This window comes from Burkholderia anthina, assembly GCF_001547525.1.
Taxonomy (GTDB): domain Bacteria; phylum Pseudomonadota; class Gammaproteobacteria; order Burkholderiales; family Burkholderiaceae; genus Burkholderia; species Burkholderia semiarida.
On the sequence record NZ_LNJP01000004.1, the window covers coordinates 271,048 to 290,934 of the forward strand.

General features: G+C 68.0%; 19 protein-coding genes. 15 read left to right on the forward strand and 4 right to left on the reverse strand.

Annotated features, from left to right (window positions below; all coding sequences use genetic code 11):
* The first annotated feature begins 37 nt into the window (after nt 1-37).
* The 9 genes from WS64_RS30435 to WS64_RS30475 all read left to right on the forward strand — a co-directional run bounded on the left by WS64_RS30435 (nt 38) and on the right by WS64_RS30475 (nt 9,736).
* Entirely contained in the window at nt 38-835 is a 798-nt protein-coding gene (locus tag WS64_RS30435; RefSeq protein ID WP_060968753.1) for an SDR family oxidoreductase, read from the forward strand.
* Entirely contained in the window at nt 828-2,495 is a 1,668-nt protein-coding gene (locus WS64_RS30440) for a thiamine pyrophosphate-binding protein (protein ID WP_059639672.1), read from the forward strand. The genes WS64_RS30435 and WS64_RS30440 overlap by 8 nt, the downstream gene beginning before the upstream one ends.
* On the forward strand, nt 2,488-3,315 hold the full coding sequence (locus WS64_RS30445) for an aspartate dehydrogenase (RefSeq protein ID WP_060968754.1): 828 nt from the start codon (nt 2,488-2,490) through the stop codon (nt 3,313-3,315). Before WS64_RS30440 ends, WS64_RS30445 begins: the two co-directional genes overlap by 8 nt.
* Before the next feature lie 72 nt (nt 3,316-3,387).
* Nucleotides 3,388-4,878: an aldehyde dehydrogenase gene (locus WS64_RS30450; protein ID WP_060968755.1), complete on the forward strand. Its 1,491-nt coding sequence runs from the start codon at nt 3,388-3,390 to the stop codon at nt 4,876-4,878.
* 18 nt (nt 4,879-4,896) lie between these two features.
* Nucleotides 4,897-5,859 carry a VOC family protein gene (locus WS64_RS30455; protein WP_060968756.1) on the forward strand — a complete coding sequence of 321 codons (963 nt, stop codon included), beginning with the start codon at nt 4,897-4,899 and terminating at the stop codon, nt 5,857-5,859.
* Nucleotides 5,856-7,100 (forward strand): NAD(P)/FAD-dependent oxidoreductase, encoded by a 1,245-nt coding sequence (locus WS64_RS30460; RefSeq protein ID WP_060968757.1) that lies wholly within the window; start codon nt 5,856-5,858, stop codon nt 7,098-7,100. The genes WS64_RS30455 and WS64_RS30460 overlap by 4 nt, the downstream gene beginning before the upstream one ends.
* 38 nt (nt 7,101-7,138) lie before the next feature.
* Complete coding sequence (locus tag WS64_RS30465; RefSeq protein WP_059639668.1) at nt 7,139-8,539, forward strand: MFS transporter; 1,401 nt, start codon at nt 7,139-7,141, stop codon at nt 8,537-8,539.
* Between the two features lie 169 nt (nt 8,540-8,708).
* Nucleotides 8,709-9,260, forward strand: a complete 552-nt coding sequence (locus WS64_RS30470) for a GNAT family N-acetyltransferase (protein WP_060968758.1) — start codon at nt 8,709-8,711, stop codon at nt 9,258-9,260.
* 74 nt (nt 9,261-9,334) lie between these two features.
* The gene (locus tag WS64_RS30475; protein WP_060968759.1) at nt 9,335-9,736 is read left to right on the forward strand and encodes a PPC domain-containing DNA-binding protein; all 402 of its coding nucleotides are present in this window, start codon (nt 9,335-9,337) and stop codon (nt 9,734-9,736) included.
* Nucleotides 9,737-9,882: 146 nt separating this feature from the next.
* On the opposite strand, the gene acnB is transcribed toward WS64_RS30475, so the two are convergent.
* Nucleotides 9,883-12,468: a bifunctional aconitate hydratase 2/2-methylisocitrate dehydratase gene (gene acnB, locus WS64_RS30480; protein WP_059584897.1), complete on the reverse strand. Its 2,586-nt coding sequence runs from the start codon at nt 12,466-12,468 to the stop codon at nt 9,883-9,885.
* A gap of 371 nt (nt 12,469-12,839) precedes the next feature.
* Between acnB and WS64_RS30485 the strand changes: the two genes are divergently transcribed.
* On the forward strand, nt 12,840-13,625 hold the full coding sequence (locus WS64_RS30485) for a BPL-N domain-containing protein (protein ID WP_244166689.1): 786 nt from the start codon (nt 12,840-12,842) through the stop codon (nt 13,623-13,625).
* Nucleotides 13,626-13,649: 24 nt separating this feature from the next.
* Here the strand turns inward: WS64_RS30485 and WS64_RS30490 are convergent, their stop codons facing one another.
* From WS64_RS30490 to WS64_RS30500, 3 genes are all read right to left on the reverse strand, one after another.
* Complete coding sequence (locus WS64_RS30490) at nt 13,650-14,123, reverse strand: nuclear transport factor 2 family protein (RefSeq protein WP_060968761.1); 474 nt, start codon at nt 14,121-14,123, stop codon at nt 13,650-13,652.
* Nucleotides 14,124-14,274: 151 nt separating this feature from the next.
* On the reverse strand, nt 14,275-14,523 hold the full coding sequence (locus WS64_RS30495) for a hypothetical protein (RefSeq protein WP_059584900.1): 249 nt from the start codon (nt 14,521-14,523) through the stop codon (nt 14,275-14,277).
* Between the two features lie 476 nt (nt 14,524-14,999).
* On the reverse strand, nt 15,000-15,434 hold the full coding sequence (locus WS64_RS30500) for a universal stress protein (protein WP_060968762.1): 435 nt from the start codon (nt 15,432-15,434) through the stop codon (nt 15,000-15,002).
* A 360-nt stretch (nt 15,435-15,794) separates the two neighbouring features.
* Here WS64_RS30500 and WS64_RS30505 point away from each other — a divergent pair, with 360 nt between their 5' ends.
* From WS64_RS30505 to WS64_RS30525, 5 genes are all read left to right on the forward strand, one after another.
* The gene (locus WS64_RS30505; RefSeq protein WP_060968763.1) at nt 15,795-17,279 is read left to right on the forward strand and encodes an amidase; all 1,485 of its coding nucleotides are present in this window, start codon (nt 15,795-15,797) and stop codon (nt 17,277-17,279) included.
* Between the two features lie 327 nt (nt 17,280-17,606).
* Nucleotides 17,607-18,296, forward strand: coding sequence for a hypothetical protein (locus WS64_RS30510; protein WP_060968764.1), 690 nt, complete (start codon nt 17,607-17,609; stop codon nt 18,294-18,296).
* 126 nt (nt 18,297-18,422) lie between these two features.
* On the forward strand, nt 18,423-19,253 hold the full coding sequence (locus WS64_RS30515; RefSeq protein WP_060968765.1) for an arylamine N-acetyltransferase family protein: 831 nt from the start codon (nt 18,423-18,425) through the stop codon (nt 19,251-19,253).
* 100 nt (nt 19,254-19,353) lie between these two features.
* Entirely contained in the window at nt 19,354-19,530 is a 177-nt protein-coding gene (locus tag WS64_RS30520; protein WP_059639659.1) for a ribbon-helix-helix protein, CopG family, read from the forward strand.
* A gap of 1 nt (nt 19,531) precedes the next feature.
* Entirely contained in the window at nt 19,532-19,882 is a 351-nt protein-coding gene (locus WS64_RS30525; RefSeq protein WP_060968766.1) for a VOC family protein, read from the forward strand.
* The last annotated feature ends 5 nt before the right edge of the window (nt 19,883-19,887 follow it).

Consider the following 19,887-nt stretch of genomic DNA (forward strand, 5'->3'; position numbering starts at 1 on the left):
TCAATCTTCTTGGGGCGGCCCGGCGAGGACCGACGACATGATCGAGATCGATCTGACCGGGCAGGTGGCGGTGGTGACGGGCGGTTCGTCCGGCATCGGCCTCGCGACCGTCGAACGGTTCCTGCAGGCCGGCGCGTCGGTCGCGATCTGCGGCCGCGACGGCGAACGCCTCGCCCGCGCCGAAGCGATGCTGCGCGACAAGTACGCAGGCGCACGACTGCTGGCCGCGCGCTGCGACGTGCTCGACGAAGCCGACGTGACCGCATTCGCGCAAGCGGTGTCCACGCGTTTCGGCCGTGCCGACATGCTGGTCAACAATGCAGGCCAGGGCCGCGTGTCGACTTTCGCCGATACGACCGACGACGCCTGGCGCGAAGAACTCGAATTGAAGTACTTCAGCATCATCCGTCCGACGCGCGCCTTCCTGCCGCTGCTGCGCGATGCGGCCGCACCGACGATCACCTGCGTGAACTCGCTGCTCGCGCTGCAGCCGGAGCCGCACATGGTCGCGACGTCGTCGGCGCGCGCCGGCGTGCTGAGCCTCGTGAAATCGCTCGCGACCGAACTGGCGCCGCAGCGCATCCGCGTGAACTCGATCCTGATCGGCATCGTCGAGTCGGGGCAGTGGCGCCGCCGCTACGACACGCAGGCGCAGCCCGGCGAAAGCTGGGAAGACTGGACGGGCGCGCTCGCCCGCAAGAAGAACATTCCGCTGAATCGCTTCGGCAAGCCCGACGAGGCCGCCTGGGCACTTTTTTATCTCGCAACGCATCTGTCGTCCTACACGACGGGCAGCCATATCGACGTTTCTGGAGGCTTTGCACGCCATGTCTAAAAAAACCACGGTTGGCGAGCTGATTGCCGCCTTTCTCGAGCAGTGCGGCGTGAAAACCGCGTTCGGCGTCATCTCGATCCACAACATGCCGATCCTCGACGCGATCAACTCGCGCGGCAACATCCGCTATGTCGGGGCGCGCGGTGAAGCCGGCGCGCTGAACATGGCCGACGGGCTGGCCCGCGTGTCGGGCGGCCTCGGCGTCGCGTTCACGAGCACGGGCACGGCGGCCGGCAATGCGGCCGGCGCGATGGTCGAGGCGCTGACGGCCGGCACCGCGCTCCTGCACGTGACCGGGCAGATCGAGACGCCGTATCTCGACCGCGATCTCGCGTACATCCACGAAGCGCCCGACCAGTTGTCGATGCTCGACTCGATCTCGAAGGCCGCGTTCCGCGTGCGCACCGTCGAAACCGTGCTGCCGACGATTCGCGAAGCCGTGCGCATCGCGCAGACCGCCCCGACGGGCCCCGTGTCCGTCGAGATTCCGATCGACATCCAGGCGGCCGAAATCGAATGGCCGGAAGACCTCGCACCCGCCCACGTCGCGGTGCGCGAGCACGACACCGCGCGCGTCGCGAAGCTTGCCGACGCACTCGCGGCCAAGCGCCGCCCGCTGCTGTGGCTCGGCGGCGGCGCGCGACATGCACGCGAGGAAGTCGAACGCCTCGTGAAGCTCGGCTTCGGCGTCGTGACGAGCGTGCAGGGCCGCGGCGTGCTGCCGGAAGATCACCCGGCGACGCTCGGCGCGTTCAACGTGCATGCGTCGGTCGAAGCGTTCTACAAGACCTGCGACGCGCTCGTCGTGGTCGGCTCGCGCCTGCGCGGCAACGAGACGCTGAAGTACAAGCTCGCGCTGCCGCAGCCGCTGTTCCGCGTCGATGCCGACGCGCTCGCCGACAACCGCGGCTATCGCAACGAACTGTTCGTGCATGGCGATTCGAAGCGCGTGCTGGCCGAACTGGCCGACCGCCTCGAAGGCCGGCTGTCCGTCGATCCGCAATTCGCGGCCGATCTCGCGGCGGCCCGCGAGGAAGCGGTGGCCGACGTGGCGAAGGGGCTCGGGCCGTACAAGAAGCTCGTCGACACGCTGCAGGGCGCCGTCGGCCGCGACTACAACTGGGTGCGCGACGTGACGATCTCGAACAGCACGTGGGGCAACCGCCTGCTGAAGATCTTCGAGCCGCGCTCGGGCGTGCATGCGCTCGGCGGCGGTATTGGCCAGGGCATCCAGATGGGCATCGGCGCGGCGCTCGCGGGCGCCGCGGCGAAGACGGTCTGCCTCGTCGGCGACGGCGGCCTGATGGTCAACGTCGGCGAACTCGTGACGGCCGTGCAGGAAAACGCGAACGTGATGATCGTGCTGATGAACGACCAGTGCTACGGCGTGATCCGCAACATCCAGGACGCGCACTACGGCGGCCGCCGCTGCTTCGTGCAGCTGCACCAGCCGGATTTCGCGCAGTTCTGCGCGAGCTTCGGCCTCACGCACTACCGGATCACGTCGCTCGACCAGGCCGAGGCGGTCGTGCGCGAAGGGATCGCGAAGGAAGGGCCGGTGATGGTCGAGGTCGACATGCTGTCGGTCGGCTCGTTCGCGTCCGCCTTCGCGGGCCCGCCGGTGAAGCAGGAAGCGCCGACGGAGCGCCAGTATGCATAACGGGCAAAAGCGGGCGCACGCCCCGGTCGACATCGCGATGATCGGCTTCGGCGCGATCGGCGCGGCCGTGTACCACGCGGTCGAGCACGATGCGTCGCTGCGCGTCGCGCACGTGATCGTGCCGGAACACCAGCGCGCGGCGGTACAGCGTGATCTCGGCGGCGCGGTGGAGGTCGTGTCGTCGGTCGACGCGCTGGCCCGCCGCCCCGAGTTCGCGCTCGAATGCGCGGGCCACAGCGCGCTCGTCGATCACGTCGTGCCGCTGCTGAAGGCCGGCACCGACTGCGCGGTCGCGTCGATCGGCGCGCTGTCCGATCTCGCGCTGCTCGACGTGCTGTCGCAGGCCGCCGACGAAGGCGGCACGACGGTGACGCTGCTGTCGGGTGCGATCGGCGGCATCGACGCGCTGGCGTCCGCGAAGCAGGGCGGCCTCGACGAAGTGCTGTACGTCGGCCGCAAACCGCCGCTCGGCTGGCTCGGCACGCCGGCCGAGGCACTGTGCGACCTGCACGCGATGACCGAAGAGAAGGTGATCTTCGAAGGCACCGCGCGCGACGCCGCGCGGCTCTATCCGAAGAACGCGAACGTCGCGGCGACGGTCGCGCTCGCGGGCCTCGGGCTCGACGCGACCCACGTGCGCCTGATCGCCGATCCGACGGTCGCGCGCAACGTGCATCGCATCACCGCGCGCGGCGCGTTCGGCGAGATGTCGCTGGAAATGAGCGGCAAGCCGCTGCCCGACAACCCGAAGACGTCCGCGCTGACGGCGTACAGCGCGATCCGCGCGCTGCGCAACCGCGCGGCCCGCTGCGTGATCTGACCGGACCATCGAGCGTCCGCCCGCGCCACGGCGAGGGCGGATGCGCAGAGACAGATTTGTGGGATAGGTGACATGACTTCTTTCGATACGAGCCTCGTGCCCGACGGCAACATCCTGGTCGGCGGCGAGTGGCGGCGCGGCCGTGGCGCGCCTTACACGAGCATCTATCCGGCCGACCAGACGGTGAACATGGAAGTGTCGACGGCGAACGCGGAAGACGCGGCCGACGCCGTCGTGGCCGCCGACGCCGCATGGCGCCGCGCCGACTGGGCCGGGCTCAAACCGCATCAGCGCGCGCAGGTGCTGTACCGCGTCGCCGACCTGATCATGCAGCGCCACGAAGCGCTCGCGCACCTGCAGCGCCGCGACAACGGCAAGCCGATCGGCGAGACGCGCGTGCTGGTGGCCAGCGCCGCGAACACGTTCCGCTATTTCGCGGCCTGCCTCGAGACGCTCGACGAAGAACTGACGCCGTCGCGCGGCGATTACCTGACGATGAGCGTGTACGAGCCGATCGGCGTGATCGCGGCGATCACGCCGTGGAATTCGCCGATCGCGTCCGACGCGCAGAAGCTTGCGCCGGCGCTGGCCGGCGGCAACGCGGTGGTGCTCAAGCCGGCCGAGGTCACGCCGCTCGTGTCGCTCGCGCTGGCGCGCATCTGCGAGGAAGCCGGCGTGCCGAAGGGCGTGCTGAGCGTGCTGCCGGGCAAGGGTTCGGTGATCGGCGACGTGCTCGTGCGCCATCCGCTGGTGAAGAAGGTGTCGTTCACCGGCGGCACCGAGGTAGGCCGCGGCATCGCGCGCATCGCGGCCGAGAAGCTGATGCCCGTGTCGCTCGAACTGGGCGGCAAGTCGCCGACGATCGTGTGCGACGACGCCGATCTCGATCATGCGGTCAACGGCGTGCTGTACGGGATCTTCAGCTCGTCGGGCGAGGCGTGCATCGCCGGGTCGCGGCTGTTCGTGCAGCGCGCGGTGTACGACGCATTCATGCAGCGCCTGGTGGCCGGCGCGCGCGCGCTGCGCGTGGGCGACCCGGCGCGGCCCGACACGCAGATGGGCCCGCTGATCACCGCGAAGCATCGCGAGTCGGTGGAACGCTACGTCGTGCTCGGGCTGGAAGAAGGCGGCCGCCTGCTGTGCGGCGGCGAGCGGCCGACGGGCGACGGGCGCGAGCACGGCTTCTTCTATCAGCCGACGATTCTCGAAGGCTTGCCGAACAGCGCACGCATCTGCCAGGAGGAAATCTTCGGGCCGGTGCTGGTCGCGATGCCGTTCGACGACGAAGCGTCGCTGATCGCACAGGCGAACGACAGCGTGTTCGGCCTCGCGGCCGGCATCTGGACGCGCGACTACAAGCGTGCGTGGCGCATCGCGCGGGCGCTGGAGACGGGCACCGTGTGGATCAACACGTACAAGCTGTTCTCGATCTCCACGCCGTTCTCGGGCTGGAAGGAGAGCGGGATGGGGCGCGAGAAGGGGCGTCTCGGCATCCGCGAATACATGCAGCAGAAGAGCCTCTACTGGGGCTTGAACGACGCGCCGCTGCCGTGGGCGAACTGAGCGAAGGGGAATGACGCAATGAGCATCTTGGGAATCGAGCAGATCACGTACGGTGTCGACGACCTCGCCACCTGCCGGCGCTTTTTCGCCGACTGGGGCTTGAAGGAAGTCGCGCACGACGACACCCGCGCCCGTTTCGAAACGCTGAACGGCTGCACCGTGCTGGTCGTGCGGGCCGACGATCCGTCGCTGCCGCCCGCATTCGAAGCCGGCCCGACGCTGCGTGAAGTCACGTGGGGCGTCGCGACGCGGCAGGAACTCGACGCGCTGCGCACGAAGCTCGCCGGCCAGCCCGGCTATTACGCGCAGGAGGATGCGGTCGGCTGCATCGATCCGAACGGGATGGCGATCCGCGTCGAAGTCACGCGCAAGCGCGCACTCGACATCACGGGCTCGCCGTCGAACGTGTGGGGCCAGACGCTGCGCGTCGACCAGCCGAGCCCGATCTATGCGCGCGCGGAGCCGGTCGAGGTCGGGCACGTCGTGTTCTTCACGAACTGCCTCGACGCGCAGGAAACGTTCTATCACGAACTGCTCGGCTTCGAGACGTCGGACCGTTACCCGGGCCGCGGTGCGTTCATGCGCTGCGCGCCGCACGGCGGCCATCACGACCTGTTCCTGCTCGCGCTGCCGAATGGAAAACGCGGCCTGAACCACGTCGCGTTCACCGTGCGCGACATCCACGAAGTGTTCGGCGGCGGCATGCACATCGACCGCTGCGGCTGGCAAACGCAGCTCGGCCCGGGGCGTCATCCGGTGTCGTCCGCGTACTTCTGGTACTTCCAGAACCCGGCCGGCGCATTGATCGAGTACTACGCGGACGAGGACGTGCTCACGCCCGAGTGGCAGCCGCGCGAATTCGAGCCGGGCCCGACCGTGTTCGCCGAATGGGCCGTCGACGGCGGCCTCGACGGCAACACGCGCCGGCAGAAGAACGCGAAGGCGCCGGAAGGCAAGTTCATGACGGAGCGGAAATCGTGAGCGAAACGAACTCGCAGGAATCGGCCGCGCCGGGCACGGTCGTCGTGATCGGCGGCGGCCAGGCGGCCGGCTGGGTGCTGAAGACGCTGCGCGCGGAAGGCTTCGCGGGCCGCCTGGTGATGATCGCCGACGAGCCGCATCTGCCGTACGAGCGCCCGCCGCTGTCGAAGGCCGTGCTGGCCGGCGACGCCGACATCGAAACCGTGCGCGTCGTGCGCCCCGACGAATTCGATGCGCTGAACGTCGAAGCGTGGCAGCCGGAACGCGCGGCGTCGATCGATCGCGCGCGCCGCGTGGTGAAGACCGAAAGCAGCCGCGAGATCGCATACGACCGGCTCGTGATCGCGACCGGCGGCACGTCGCGCCGCTTGCCCGATGCGCTCGTCAACACGCCGAACCTGCATTACCTGCGCACGCTCGACGAAGCGGCCGCGCTCGGCGAGAAGCTGCGCGCGAGCCGGCGCGTGCTCGTGATCGGCGGCGGCTGGATCGGCCTCGAAGTCGCGGCAACGGCGCGCAAGCTCGGCGTCGATGCGATCGTGGTCGAAGGTGCGCCGCGCCTGTGCGGCCGTTCGGTGCCGCAGATCGTGTCGGACTTCCTGCTCGACCTGCATCGTTCGAACGGTGTCGAGGTGCGCACGGGCGCGGCGCTCGCGTCGCTCGACCCGCAGCCGGACGACGCGTCGAAGGTACGCGCGACGCTTGCCGACGGCACGACGATCGACGCCGATTTCGCGGTGGCCGGCATCGGCCTCGCGCTGAACGTGTCGCTCGCGAGCGACGCGGGGCTCGCGATCGACGACGGCATCGTCGTCGACGAATACGGCGCGACCAGCGATCCGGCGATCTTCGCGTGCGGCGACGTCGCGAACCATCACAACGGCTGGCTGAAGCGGCGCGTGCGGCTCGAATCGTGGGCCAACGCGCAGAACCAGGCGATCGCGGCGGCGAAGGCCGTGCTCGGCGTACGCGCGCCGTATGCGGAGATTCCGTGGTTCTGGTCCGATCAGTACGACGTGAACCTGCAGATCCTCGGCGATCTGCCGGCCGATGCGCAGCTCGTCGTGCGCGGCGATCTCGCCGCGCGCCGTGCGACGCTGTTTTTCGTTGGCGACGGGCATGTGAGAGGTGTCGTCGCGGTGAACAACGCGCGTGAGTTGAAGCTCGCGCGCAAGTGGATGAACCAGGGCCGGGCGGTGGATACGGAAGCTCTGGCAGACACGACCCAGGCGCTTGCCTGACCGGTCCAACCCGGAAAGAGATCCAGGAGATACCCCGCATGAGCACTTTCGACAACGTCGTGGCCGGCAGGGCCACGATGGAAGCTGCCGCCGCCACGCCCGGTGCGATCATCGCGCGGCTCGAGCGGTTGCCGGCCAACGCGATGCAGATCCGTGCGCGCGTGCTGATCGGCACCGCGACGTTCTTCGACGGCTTCGACGTGATCACGATCGCGGCGACGCTGCCGCTGCTGATTCATAAATGGGGGCTGTCGCCGACGCAGATCGGCATGCTGATCGCGTCCGGCGCGATCGGCCAGTTGATCGGCGCCTTCCTGTTTCCCGCGCTCGCGGAAAAGCACGGCCGCGTGAAGGCGATCGCGTGGAGTTCGGCGGTGATCGGGATCACGAGCATCGCGTGCGGCTTCGCGCCGACGTTCGAGGTGTTCGTGCTGCTGCGGATCCTGCAGGGGCTCGGGCTCGGCGGCGAATTGCCGGTCGCCGCGACGTACATCAACGAGATCACGCGCGCGCATGGCCGCGGCCGCTTCGTGCTGCTGTACGAGATCGTGTTCCCGATCGGCCTGCTCGTGTCGATGGCGCTCGGCGCGTGGCTCGTGCCGCGCTTCGGCTGGGAGATCATGTACTTCGTCGGCGGGCTGCCGCTGCTTCTGTCGCTCGTGCTCACGCATCTCGTGCCGGAGTCGCCGCGCTGGCTCGCGTCGCGCGGGCGGCTCGCGGAGGCCGGGCGTGCGGTCGGCGCGTTCGAGGAATCGGTGCGCGGCGAGTTGCCGCCGGCCACGCAGGCGGCCGCGTTCGACGAGATGGTGCGTCAGCATCCGAAGCGCAGGATGAGCGACCTGTTCAGCGCCGCGTATCGCAAGCGCACGCTCGCGGTGGCGACGCTGTGGGCGACCTGCGGGTTCATCCAGTACGGGCTGTCGACCTGGCTGCCGACGATCTACAAGAACTTCTATCACGCGCCGCTGCAGCTCGCGCTGAACCTCGCGGTGATCGGCTCGGTGATGGGCGTGCTCGGGTCGCTGGCCTCCGCGCTGCTGGTCGACAAGCTCGGCCGCAAGCCGGTGATCGTGTGGTCGTTCGTGCTGTGCGCGCTGTCGCTGGCGTTCGCGGGCATCTATCACGCGTCGTCGGTGTATGTGGTCGCGACTTTCTGCTCGCTGTCGCTCGGGCTGATGGCGTCGGGCTTCATTACCGCGTACGTCTATACGCCGGAGCAGTATCCGACGAGCATCCGCGCGTCGGGCTGCGGGCTCGGCAGCGCGTGGCTGAAGATCGCGTCGTTCGCGGCGCCGATGATCGTGCCGCACGCGATCATCGGCGGGAACCTCGCGCCGGCGTTCTACCTGATCGGCATCGTGCCGCTGATCGCGGCGGCGACCGTGCACTTCGTCGGGATCGAGACGAAGGGGAAGGTGCTGGAGGCGCTCGAGGCGTAAGCGTGGCCGGCAGTCACAGTTCAGGTACTCGGGCCCGGGGATGTTCCCCGGGCCTTTTTTATTTCGCGGCGGTCCGTCGTTCCATGTCGAGCGCTGCCAACGGGCGCCATGGTTACCGCACGGCTCACGTGTTCTAATTCACGGTCCCGATTTTCATCAGACCGTTGCCATGCCCCTGTTCGAACCCGTCACGCTGAATACGTCCCGCCTCGTCCTGCGGCCCCTTCGCGACGCCGACGCACATGCTTTCTTCGAGATCTGGTCCGATGCGGAGGCGATGCGCTACTTCTCGTTCTCGCCGATGACGCAGCTCGAACAGGCCGAGGCGCGCGTCGCGCGCAACGTGCAGACCGCCGCGAGCGGGGAGAGCCTGACCTGCGTGCTCGAACTGCGGGAGACTGGCGAAGCGCTCGGCGAATGCGCGCTGTTCCATGCGAACGCGCAGTGCCGGCGCGCGGAGATCGGCTTCAGCCTGCGGCGCAGGTTCTGGGGCGGCGGCTACATGCGCGAAGCGGCGTCGGCCATGATCGATCATGCCTTCGCCACGCTGCGACTGAACCGCCTCGAAGCCGATATCGATCCGCGCAATGCCGCGTCGGCGCGGCTGCTCGAACGGCTCGGCTTCGTGCGGGAAGGGCTGCTGCGCGAACGCTGGATCGTCGGCGACGAAGTGTCGGACAGTGCGCTGTACGGGTTGCTGGCGCGCGAGCGTCGCGCGTAAACGGCCGGCTTGCCGGATTCACCGGGCGAACGTACGCTTGGTCGATATCACGGTCCACCCACCGGTTATCGACCATGCAAGCTCATCCTCTGCGTCTTTCCCCCGGCGACGATTTGCGCGGCGCGATCGAGCTGGCGTTGCGCCGCCACGACTCGCACGCGGCCTTCGTGATCCAGGGCATCGGCAGCCTGAACGTCGCGCAGTTGCGTTTCGCCGGCGCCGATCAGCCGACCGAACTGCGCGGCGACCTCGAAATCCTGACGCTGGCCGGCTCGGTGTCGCCGGACGGCGCGCATCTGCATATGTCGATCTCGGATGCAGCCGGCCGCGTGACGGGCGGCCACGTCGCGAGCGGCTGCTTGGTGCGCACGACGGCCGAGATCCTGCTCGCGCTGCTGCCCGCGCATCGTTTTTCGCGCGAGCCCGATGCGGACACCGGTTTCAACGAACTGGTGATTCGGAGCGCGCCTTCGTGAGCGGGGTGGCGACGCCGCATCGACACCGCGATGCGCCGATCGCTGCGTCCTTTCCGCCCGCATAAAAAAGGCGCCGCGGCCATTCGGCCCGCGGCGCCTTGCGGTGCGCGGCGACGTCGACCACCCGCCGCCGCCCGGTTGCGCGCTTAGATCTGCACGGTGTCGGCGACTTCCTTGAAGTCCTCGATCTGGTCGAAGTTCATGTACTGATAGATCTTGTCGCCGTTCGCGGTGAGCACGCCCATGTCGGCCATGTACTCTTCCTTGGTCGGGATCTTGCCCAGACGCGAGCAGATCGCCGCCAGTTCCGCCGAGCCGAGGTACACGTTCGTGTTCTTGCCGAGGCGGTTCGGGAAGTTGCGGGTCGACGTCGACATCACCGTCGCGCCTTCGCGCACCTGCGCCTGGTTACCCATGCACAGCGAGCAGCCCGGCATTTCGGTGCGGGCGCCGGCCGTGCCGAACACGCCGTAGTGGCCTTCTTCCGTCAATTGCTTCTGGTCCATCTTGGTCGGCGGCGCGACCCACAGCTTGACCGGAATGTCGCGCTTGCCTTCCAGCAGCTTCGACGCGGCGCGGAAGTGACCGATATTGGTCATGCACGAGCCGATGAACACTTCGTCGATCTTCGCACCGGCGACGTCGGACAGCGTCTTCACGTCGTCCGGATCGTTCGGGCACGCGACGATCGGCTCGTGGATGTCGGCGAGGTCGATTTCGATGACGGCCGCGTATTCGGCGTCGGCGTCCGGCGCGAGCAGTTGCGGGTCGGCCAGCCACTGTTCCATCGCCGCGATCCGGCGCTGCAGGCTGCGCGGATCCTGGTAGCCCTGCGCGATCATCCACTTGAGCAGCGTGATGTTGCTGTTCAGGTATTCGATGATCGGCTCCTTGTTCAGGCGCACCGTGCAACCGGCAGCCGAACGCTCGGCGGACGCGTCGGACAGCTCGAACGCTTGCTCGACCTTGAGGTCGGGCAGGCCTTCGATCTCGAGAATGCGGCCCGAGAAGATGTTCTTCTTGCCTTGCTTCGCGACCGTCAGCATGCCTTGCTTGATCGCGTACAGCGGAATCGCGTTGACGAGGTCACGCAGCGTGACGCCAGGCTGCATCTTGCCCTTGAAGCGGACCAGCACCGATTCCGGCATGTCGAGCGGCATCGTGCCGGTGGCGGCCGCGAATGCGACGAGGCCCGAGCCTGCCGGGAAGCTGATGCCGATCGGGAAGCGCGTGTGCGAATCGCCGCCGGTGCCGACGGTGTCGGGCAGCAGCATGCGGTTCAGCCACGAGTGGATCACGCCGTCGCCCGGGCGCAGCGCGATGCCGCCGCGCGTGCTGATGAAGTTCGGCAGCGTCTGGTGCGTCTTCACGTCAACCGGCTTCGGGTACGCGGCGGTGTGGCAGAACGACTGCATCACGAGGTCGGCCGAGAAGCCGAGGCACGCGAGGTCCTTCAGTTCGTCGCGGGTCATCGGGCCGGTGGTGTCCTGCGAGCCGACCGAGGTCATCTTCGGTTCGCAGTACGTGCCCGGGCGCACGCCCTGGCCTTCCGGCAGACCGCATGCGCGGCCGACCATCTTCTGCGCGAGCGAGAAGCCCTTGCCGCTGTCGGCCGGCTGGTGCGGCAGGCGGAACAGCGTCGACGGCGGCAGGCCCAGCGCTTCACGCGCCTTCGCGGTCAGGCCGCGGCCGATGATCAGCGGAATGCGGCCGCCGGCGCGCACTTCGTCGAACAGCACGTCGGACTTCACCTGGAATTCGGCGATGACCTTGCCGTCCTTCAGCGCCTTGCCTTCGTACGGGCGCAGTTCGACCACGTCGCCCATGTTCATCTGCGACACGTCGAGCTCGATCGGCAGCGCGCCGGCGTCTTCCATCGTGTTGTAGAAGATCGGGGCGATCTTGCCGCCGAGGCACACGCCGCCGAAGCGCTTGTTCGGCACGAACGGGATGTCCTCGCCGGTGAACCACAGCACCGAGTTGGTGGCCGACTTGCGCGAGGAGCCGGTGCCGACCACGTCGCCGACGTACGCGACCAGGTGGCCCTTTTCCTTCAGCGATTCGATGAACTTGACGGGGCCGCGCTTGCCGTCTTCTTCCGGCGTGATGCCCGGGCGCGCGTTCTTCAGCATCGCCAGCGCGTGCATCGGGATGTCGGGGCGGGTGGTGGCGTCCGGCGCAGGCGACAGGTCGTCGGTATTGGTTTCGCCCGTGACCTTGAAGACGGTGATGGTCAGGCTTTCCGGCACTTCCGGACGGCTCGTGAACCATTCGGCATCGGCCCAGCTCTGCAGCACGGCCTTCGCGTGCGCGTTGCCCTTGTCGGCGAGTTCCTTCACGTCATGGAACTGGTCGAACATCAGCAGGGTTTTCTTCAGCGCGTCGGCGGCGACCGCGGCGACGGCTTCGTCGGACAGCAGCTCGATCAGCGGCTGGATGTTGTAGCCGCCGAGCATCGTGCCGAGGAGTTCGGTCGCGCGCGCCCGCGAGATCAGCGGGCAGGCGGTCTCGCCCTTGGCCACGGCGGCCAGGAAGCCGGCCTTCACGCGGGCGGCTTCGTCGACGCCGGCCGGCACGCGATGGGTGATCAGGTCGAGCAGCGTCTGCTCTTCGCCGGCGGGCGGGTTCGTCAGCAATTCGACCAGTTCGGCGGTTTGCTGAGCCGTCAGCGGCAGGGGAGGAATACCGAGCGCGGCGCGGGCGGCCACGTGAGCACGAAAGTTTTCAAGCATGGGGAGACCTGCTGATATTGCGTTGGAGGGGAAGGCCTTGCCGGCACTCCGGGGCTATTCCAGGCACTGCTTTGAGCGGGATTCTAGTCTCAATGGTCTGGAACGTCAAATGTCTTATGTCTTATATAAGACTTGGAGGTGTGAAAGACGGGGCGCGGCCGTATCGCGCAGCCGGCCTTGTCGGGCGGATGCTGGGGCGTCGGTTCAGGTCCGCCGGTGTCGCACATATCTGCACAAGCGCGCAGGAAACGGTACACACCGGGCGCGTTCGGGCCGCTACGCTTGCTGTCACGCGGCTTGCATCGAGTGTCGGAACGGGAGGCGGAGGTCGTCGCGCGCCTGTCGATCCGGCCCGGGCGGCAGCGATTCCCTTGACTCCGGCGATCCACCACATGCGCTCCAGAGACGCGATTTTCCTGATGATGGCGATCGTCGCGTCGCCGGCCGTTCACGCGGCCATGCCCGGCGACGAAACGCGGGATGCGGCGAGCCGGCCGGTCGCGCTGGTCTATCGCGGTCCTGCCGCGTGCGACGGGTGCGCCGAAACCATCGCCAGGCGCCTGCGGGAATCGGACCACCGGTTCCGGGTGATCTACGTGGGGCCGGCGGAAAAGCTCAAGATCACGCCCGCGGCGCTGGCCGGTGCGGCGCTCTACGTGCAGCCCGGCGGTGGGCAGGACATTCCCGGCGCGGCAGCCAGCATCGGCCGAAACGAAATGCGGGCCGTGCGGCGATACGTAGCGAACGGCGGCCGATATCTCGGACTGTGCATGGGCGCCTACCTGGCCGGCGCGCAGGGTTTCGGGCTGGTTGCCGGCGATATCGATGCCGAGGTCGGCCGGCCGGGTTCGACGCTTCACGGCATCGCCGACACGGTGACGCCGGTCGTCTGGCGCGGGAAAAAGCGCTGGATCTACTTTCAGGACGGCGCGAGGCTCCCGGTCGCGCCGATCGGTTCCGGCGGGATCGTGCTGGCGATCTACCCGAACAAGGACATCGCGGCGGCCACGTACCGCTACGGCAAAGGGCGCGTCGGCCTTGCCGGCCCGCATCCGGAGGCCGATGAAAGCTGGTATCGCCAGAATGGTCTCGCGAACCCGGACGGCGTGGCGCCGGACCTGGCCTACGACCTGATCGACGCGACGATGAAGCCTTAGCGGAGTGGCCGCGGCGCGCGCGGTTTATCGCCGTTTGGCGCGATACGCGTCGAGATTCTTCCGCGCCTGCGCGCGGATCGCGCGCTGCATGAAAGGCGTCCAGCCGAGCAGCGCGCCTTTCATCCCGAGCGCCTGACGCGCCCAGCGCCACAGGTCGAAATGGTCGCGATGCTCGACGATGCGTCCGTCGCGAAACCGGAAGCGCGCATCGATCCGGTTGACCACCATTCGGCCGGTCGCGGCGAACCGGTAATGCGCGCTCCACTGCGCGCGCCCGGCCTGGCCGTCCGCGGCGACTTCGCCGAACGTCAGCGAGAATTCCTGCGCCCGCGCGACCAGCATCCGCCACATGTCGCGCGCGAGTTCGCCGCGCAGTTCGCTGAACGCGGGATCGCTGAACACGATGTCGTCGGCATAGCACGCGAGCATCGCGTCGATGTCGCGCTGCTGAAAGGCCGTGTAGAAGCGCTGGATCAATGCGGTGTTCGGATCGGTCATGTCGGGTATGAGTGCGCGGGGAGGCGGGTGGTGACGTTCGTCGAAACGTCGAACGGAAAAGCGGCGGCGGGCAGCGCGAGCCGACACCCGCGCGAGCCACGTCGAGCGCGGCCGGCTCGGGCGCGGCTGGTTTGCCGCCGGATGATACGCGTCAGCGGGCCGCCATCGCAACGTCCTGGCTGCTGCGTCCCGTCACCAGGCAGCCCGACATGAAGGCCTCGCTCTGGCTGCCGGCGGCGGCTTCGCCGAAGCCGCGGCCGAGCGCATCGGCCTTCACTTGCGCGGCGCCTTGCTCGCATGCGAGCGGGCTGGCGTCGCGGCCCTGCGCGTGCAGGATCGCGCGATCGCCGATGAGATAGGCCAGCAGTGCGAAAACGGCGATATGTACGGCTCGTCTCATGGTTCGTCTCCTCGTCGCTCAAGCGTAACGCGGACACGTTCGACGAAGCACTTGGGGCTTCCCCCGGTAAACGTCTGCTGAAAGCGGTGGCGGGGCAGGGCGATCCCGTCCTGTTTTTCCGCCGTTGCTGGAGAGGCGGGCAATGCGCGCGAGTTTGACGAATGTCAGGGTACGGGCGGGCGACGGCGGTCGCGCGGCCGTTCAAAGCGATAGCATGAATGCATGATTTGACGGAACGCGATGCGGCGTCGACCCATCGGGTCCGGCAAGCAGGCAAATGTTGAATATCGCTGTCGAAATAGTGAGGAATCCAAATGTTGAACGTCTCTTCCGTCCTGATCAGTCTTGCCCCGATGTGGGCCATCCTGCTGCTGGCTTCTTCGGCGGCCGCCTATTTCGTGTTCTGGCGCAAGGCCATCAAATAAACGCTGCGCGACAGCGTGCGCCGGGGGCGCACGCGTGACGCGCCGTTGCCGTCATTGCACCGCCGTCACCGGCACATTCGAGATCCGCATCAGCCGGCCCATCACGCTGCGCCGAAACACCGACATCAGCGCGTGCAGCGGATCGTGCCGCGGCGCGACCACCACGATCTCGTCGCAACCGGTCTCGGCCGCCACGGCCGCGATCGTGTCGGCCACCGGGCCGACCTTCACCTCGACGGTGTATTTGACGCCGGCTTCCTTCAGAATCCGCTCTGCCATCGCCAGATCGCCGGCCGCGAATTTTTCTTCGATCGCGCGCAACCGCGACAGCGGGTGATAGGCCTCGAGCCGCGTGGATTCGAGCGGCGCCTGCACGTTGATGAGCACGACCTCCGATGCGCAGCGCTCGCGATACAGGAATGTCGCGTGGCGAACCGCCTGAAGCGAGCGCGGCGAATGGCCGACCGGAACCAGCAGCTTGAGCATGAGCGATATCCAGGAAACGGGATGCTTCCAGCGTAGCGCGCGGCCGGGCCAGGCCATCTAAAGAGATCGCGCGGCCGCGTAAAAATGTCGTTAACGGGCGCCGGCACATGACGCGTCTATGAGAAATATAAGAAATTTAAATTTATGCGCATAAACGATTTCATCGGGCGTGGCGGCCTGGGCAGCGCGGCGTCGGGCGCCCGGATTTAGTCGAATCCTCAATGAATCGCGACGGAAAATATCGGAGGTCGAGCATCCGGCGTCACGTAGAGTAGAGCATCGGCCGCGGCGCGACCGTCTCCCGGCTGGCATGGGAGCGAGCGCCGTCGAGCCTTCCATTCCGATTCCAGGAGACCTCGCATGCCGCACGGCGCCCCGCAGTTTCTCGCTCCCGCTTCCATTTCCGTCGATCCGATCGTGCGCCTGTCGGCCGGCGAGCTCGCGGCGGCGATCCGCAGCAAGGCGGTTTCGTGCGTCGAGACGATGCGTGCGTATCTCGATCACATCGAGCGTGTGAACGGCGCGGTCAACGCGATCGTCGCGCTGCGCGAGCCCGATGCGCTGCTGGCCGAAGCCGCGGAAAAGGATGCGGCGCTGGCGCGCGGCGAGTACCGCGGCTGGCTGCACGGGATACCGCAGGCGCCGAAGGATCTGGCGATGACGAAGGGGTTGCGGACGACCTACGGCTCGCCGATCTTCCGCGAGAACGTGCCGCAGGCCGATTCCGTCGGCGTCGCGCGAATGCGCGCGGCGGGTGCGATCTTCATCGGCAAGACCAACACGCCGGAGTTCGGCCTCGGTTCGCACACGTTCAACGAGGTCTACGGCGCGACGCGCAACCCGTACGACCTGACGAAGAGCGCGGGCGGCAGCAGCGGCGGCACGGCGGCCGCGCTCGCGTCGCGGATGCTGCCGGTGGCGGACGGCAGCGATTTCGGCGGATCGCTGCGCAATCCGGCCGCGTTCTGCAACGTCTACGGCTTCCGTCCGTCGCAGGGCCGCGTGCCGCGCTGGCCGGGCGTCGACGTGTTCATGCAGCAGCTCGGCATCGAAGGGCCGATGGGGCGCACCGTCGGCGACGTCGCACAACTGCTCGCGATCCAGGCCGGCTACGACCGCAACGATCCGCTGTCGCTCGCCGAGGATCCGGCCGTGTTCGCGCAGCCGCTCGACGCGGATCTGCGCGGCAAGCGCATCGCGTGGGTCGGCGACTGGAACGGCTATCTCGCGACCGAGGCCGGCGTGCTCGCGCAGTGCGAGCATGGGCTGGCGGCGCTGCGCGAGATCGGCTGCGACGTCGATGCCGCGCTGCCGGCGTTCGCGCCCGACCGGATCTGGCGCCTGTGGCTCACGCACCGGCACTTGCTGTCGGGCGGCGGGCTGCTCGCGCACTATCGCGACCCGGCGCGCCGCGCGCTGCTGAAGCCCGAGGCGATCTACGAGGTCGAAGGGCTGCTCGCGATGCAGGGCGCGGCGGTATTCGACGCGAGCGTCGAACGCACCGCGTGGCATCAGGCGGTGCTGGGCTTCTTCGACCGTTACGACTTCATCGCGGCGCCGACCGCGCAGGTGTTCCCGTTCGACGTCGAACAGCGCTGGCCGCAGGAGATCGCGGGGCGCGCGATGGACACGTACCACCGCTGGATGGAAACGGTCGTGCCGTGGACGCTCGCCGGCTGCCCGGTGATCAACGTGCCGGTCGGCTTCAACGACGCGGGGTTGCCGATGGGGATGCAGCTGATCGGGCGTCCGCGCGCCGATCTCGCGGTGCTGCAGCTTGCGCACGGCTACGAGCAGGCGGCCGACTGGGTGGCGCGGCGCGTGCCGGCATGGATGGCGGCGTGACACCGCGGGCGGCAGGCAGCCGGTAGCCGGGTAGGCGGGTGACGAAACGGGCGGCGGCGAGCTGCCCGTTTCGTTTTGCATCGTTCGACGTGAAGCGCGCCGGCGCAGGCTGGAACCGGCATCCATTGATGCAACCGGAGAAAGAATCGCAACGCGTGCACGGCATCGCGCGGCAAACGTACGCGAATCCGCGCGACGGGACCCGTCGGTTGCCGAATTGCAAGCGGCGGCGCGGCGTGATTTCGTTTCGATGTGTTTCAGTCGTTGCGGCGGCGCGCGACGCGCTTCGACAATATTGCCTCGATCATTCGGGCACGAGGGAAACACATGAAGCACATTCGCGCGACGGGCCGGTATCTGGCCTCGGCAGGCATCGCATTCGGCATCCTGGTGAGCGGCACCGCCCACGCGCAGCTCGACCTGCAGTCGATCGGCGCGTCGCTGCTCGGCGGCGGGCAGCAGCAGGCGGCAGCGCCGGCGCAGGGCGGTGTCGCGCAGTTGCTGCAGGCCTATGTCGGCGCGAACCAGCAGGTGCTGAACGGCCAGTCGTCGCTCGCGTCGGCGATGGGGCTGACGGGGGCGGCCGGACAGGCGCAGCAGGCCGCGAGCCAGTTGTCCGGCGGCGACGCGCTGTCGCCGGCCGTGCTGTCGCAGATGGGCGGTGCGCAGCAATCGGTGTCGCAGGCGCTCGGCCAGGCGTTCGCGAGCGGCGGCGCCACGCACGGCCAGATCGACAAGCAGGCGTTCAGCAACGGGCTTGCATCGCTCGGGCAGGGGCTCACGCAGTATTCGCAACTGCAGTCGGGGCTCGGCAATCTCGGCTCGACGAGCGCCGCGTCGCTGCTGCAATCGGGCCTGAATCCGCAGAACATGCAGGCCGCGTCGTATATCGCGCAAAGCGCGCCGAGCCAGTTGCAATCGCTCGCGGCGACGCTCAGCCAGGCCGTGCAGTTCGCGACGAGCCAGGGCATTTCGGTGCCGTCGGTTGCGTCGTCCGCACTGAAGCTGCTGCCGTAACGTCGCGCGGATGCGTGCGCGATGCGTCGCCGGCATCGCGCGCGCCGGCCACGAACGATCGTCCCGCCCAACATGGGGATTTCGCGCGATGCTATCGTGGCGGGTCCCTCTTATCGGTGCCGGTTCATGACTGACTCGTTCGACCTCTCGCGCTACTTCTCCCGCATCGGCTACGACGGCCCGGCCGAGCCGACGCTCGACGTGCTGCGCCGGCTGCACCTGCTGCATCCGCAGGCGATTCCGTTCGAAAACCTCAACCCGCTGACCGGCGCGCGCGTCGCGCTCGACCTGCCCGCGATCGTCGACAAGTTGATCGAGCGCCGCCGCGGCGGCTACTGCTTCGAACTCAACAAGCTGTTCTACACCGCGCTCACGACGATCGGCTTTCGCGTGACGCCGCTGATCGCGCGCGTGCGCTGGATGCGGCCGCCCGAAATCGTGACCGCGCAGACGCACATGCTGCTGCGCATCGACGTCGACGGCGCGGCGTGGCTCGCGGACATCGGCTTCGGCAGCGCGACGCTGACCGCGCCGCTGCGCTTCGCGCCGGGCGAGCGGCAACTGACGCCGCACGGCGCGTTTCGTGTGGTCGACGCACCGGTCGACGGCGAATTCGACATGCAGTTCGAAATTCCCGACGGCTGGCAGACGACTTACCGCTTCTCGCTGAAGCCGGCCGAATGGATCGATTACGAAGCCGCGAACTGGTTCACGTCGACGTATCCCGAATCGATCTTCGTGAACGACCTGATCGCGTGCCGCGTGCTGCCGGACGGCCGCGCGGCGCTGCTCAATACCGTGCTGACGCTGCGCGACGCGGCGGGGGCCGGGCGCACGATCGCGTTCGACAATACAGCCGACTGGGCCGCGTGCCTGCGCGACACGATCGGCATCGATACGGCGGGATTCGATCTCGACGCGCTGTTCGTGCGGCTTGCGGCGCGCAGCGCGAGGTAACGCGGACGCACGACATCCGACGGCGGCTCGCACATGGGCCGCGATCATCCCGCCATCGTCCTCCGTTGACTTTTGCTAGATTACTAGCATACTAGTATCCATGACCGACGAAGAAGTGAAGCAATTCAACGTGTACCTGCCGCTCGGCCTGATCCGGCAGGTCAAGCATCGCGCCATCGAGACGGAGCAATCGCTGTCCGCGCTGGTGGCCGACGCGTTGCGCGCGTATCTGGCCGCGCCGCCGCCCGGCGCGGAGCCGTCCAACAAGGAGGAGTGACATGTCGTCCGAGCGGATCGAAGCTGTGTACCTGACCACGCACAACTGGGGCAAGTCGGCGAAGTTCTTCCAGGCGCTGGGCTTCAGGCTGGAGTTCGAAACCGATCACCACTCGGGCCAACTGCGCAGCGGCGATGGTCCGTTCCTGTTCATCGCCGAAGTGCCGCCGACCGAAAAGCCCGACATGCAGGTCGTGCTCAAGGTGCCCGACGAGCAGGCGGTGCAGCCTCAGCCGATCGTCGATGTCGTCACGCCGTTCGAGGACACGCACTGGGGCACGCGCGACATGACCGTGCGCGATCCGGACGGCCGCGTGTGGCGTCTGCAGGCGCCGGGCAAGCAGCCGGAGTGAGGCCG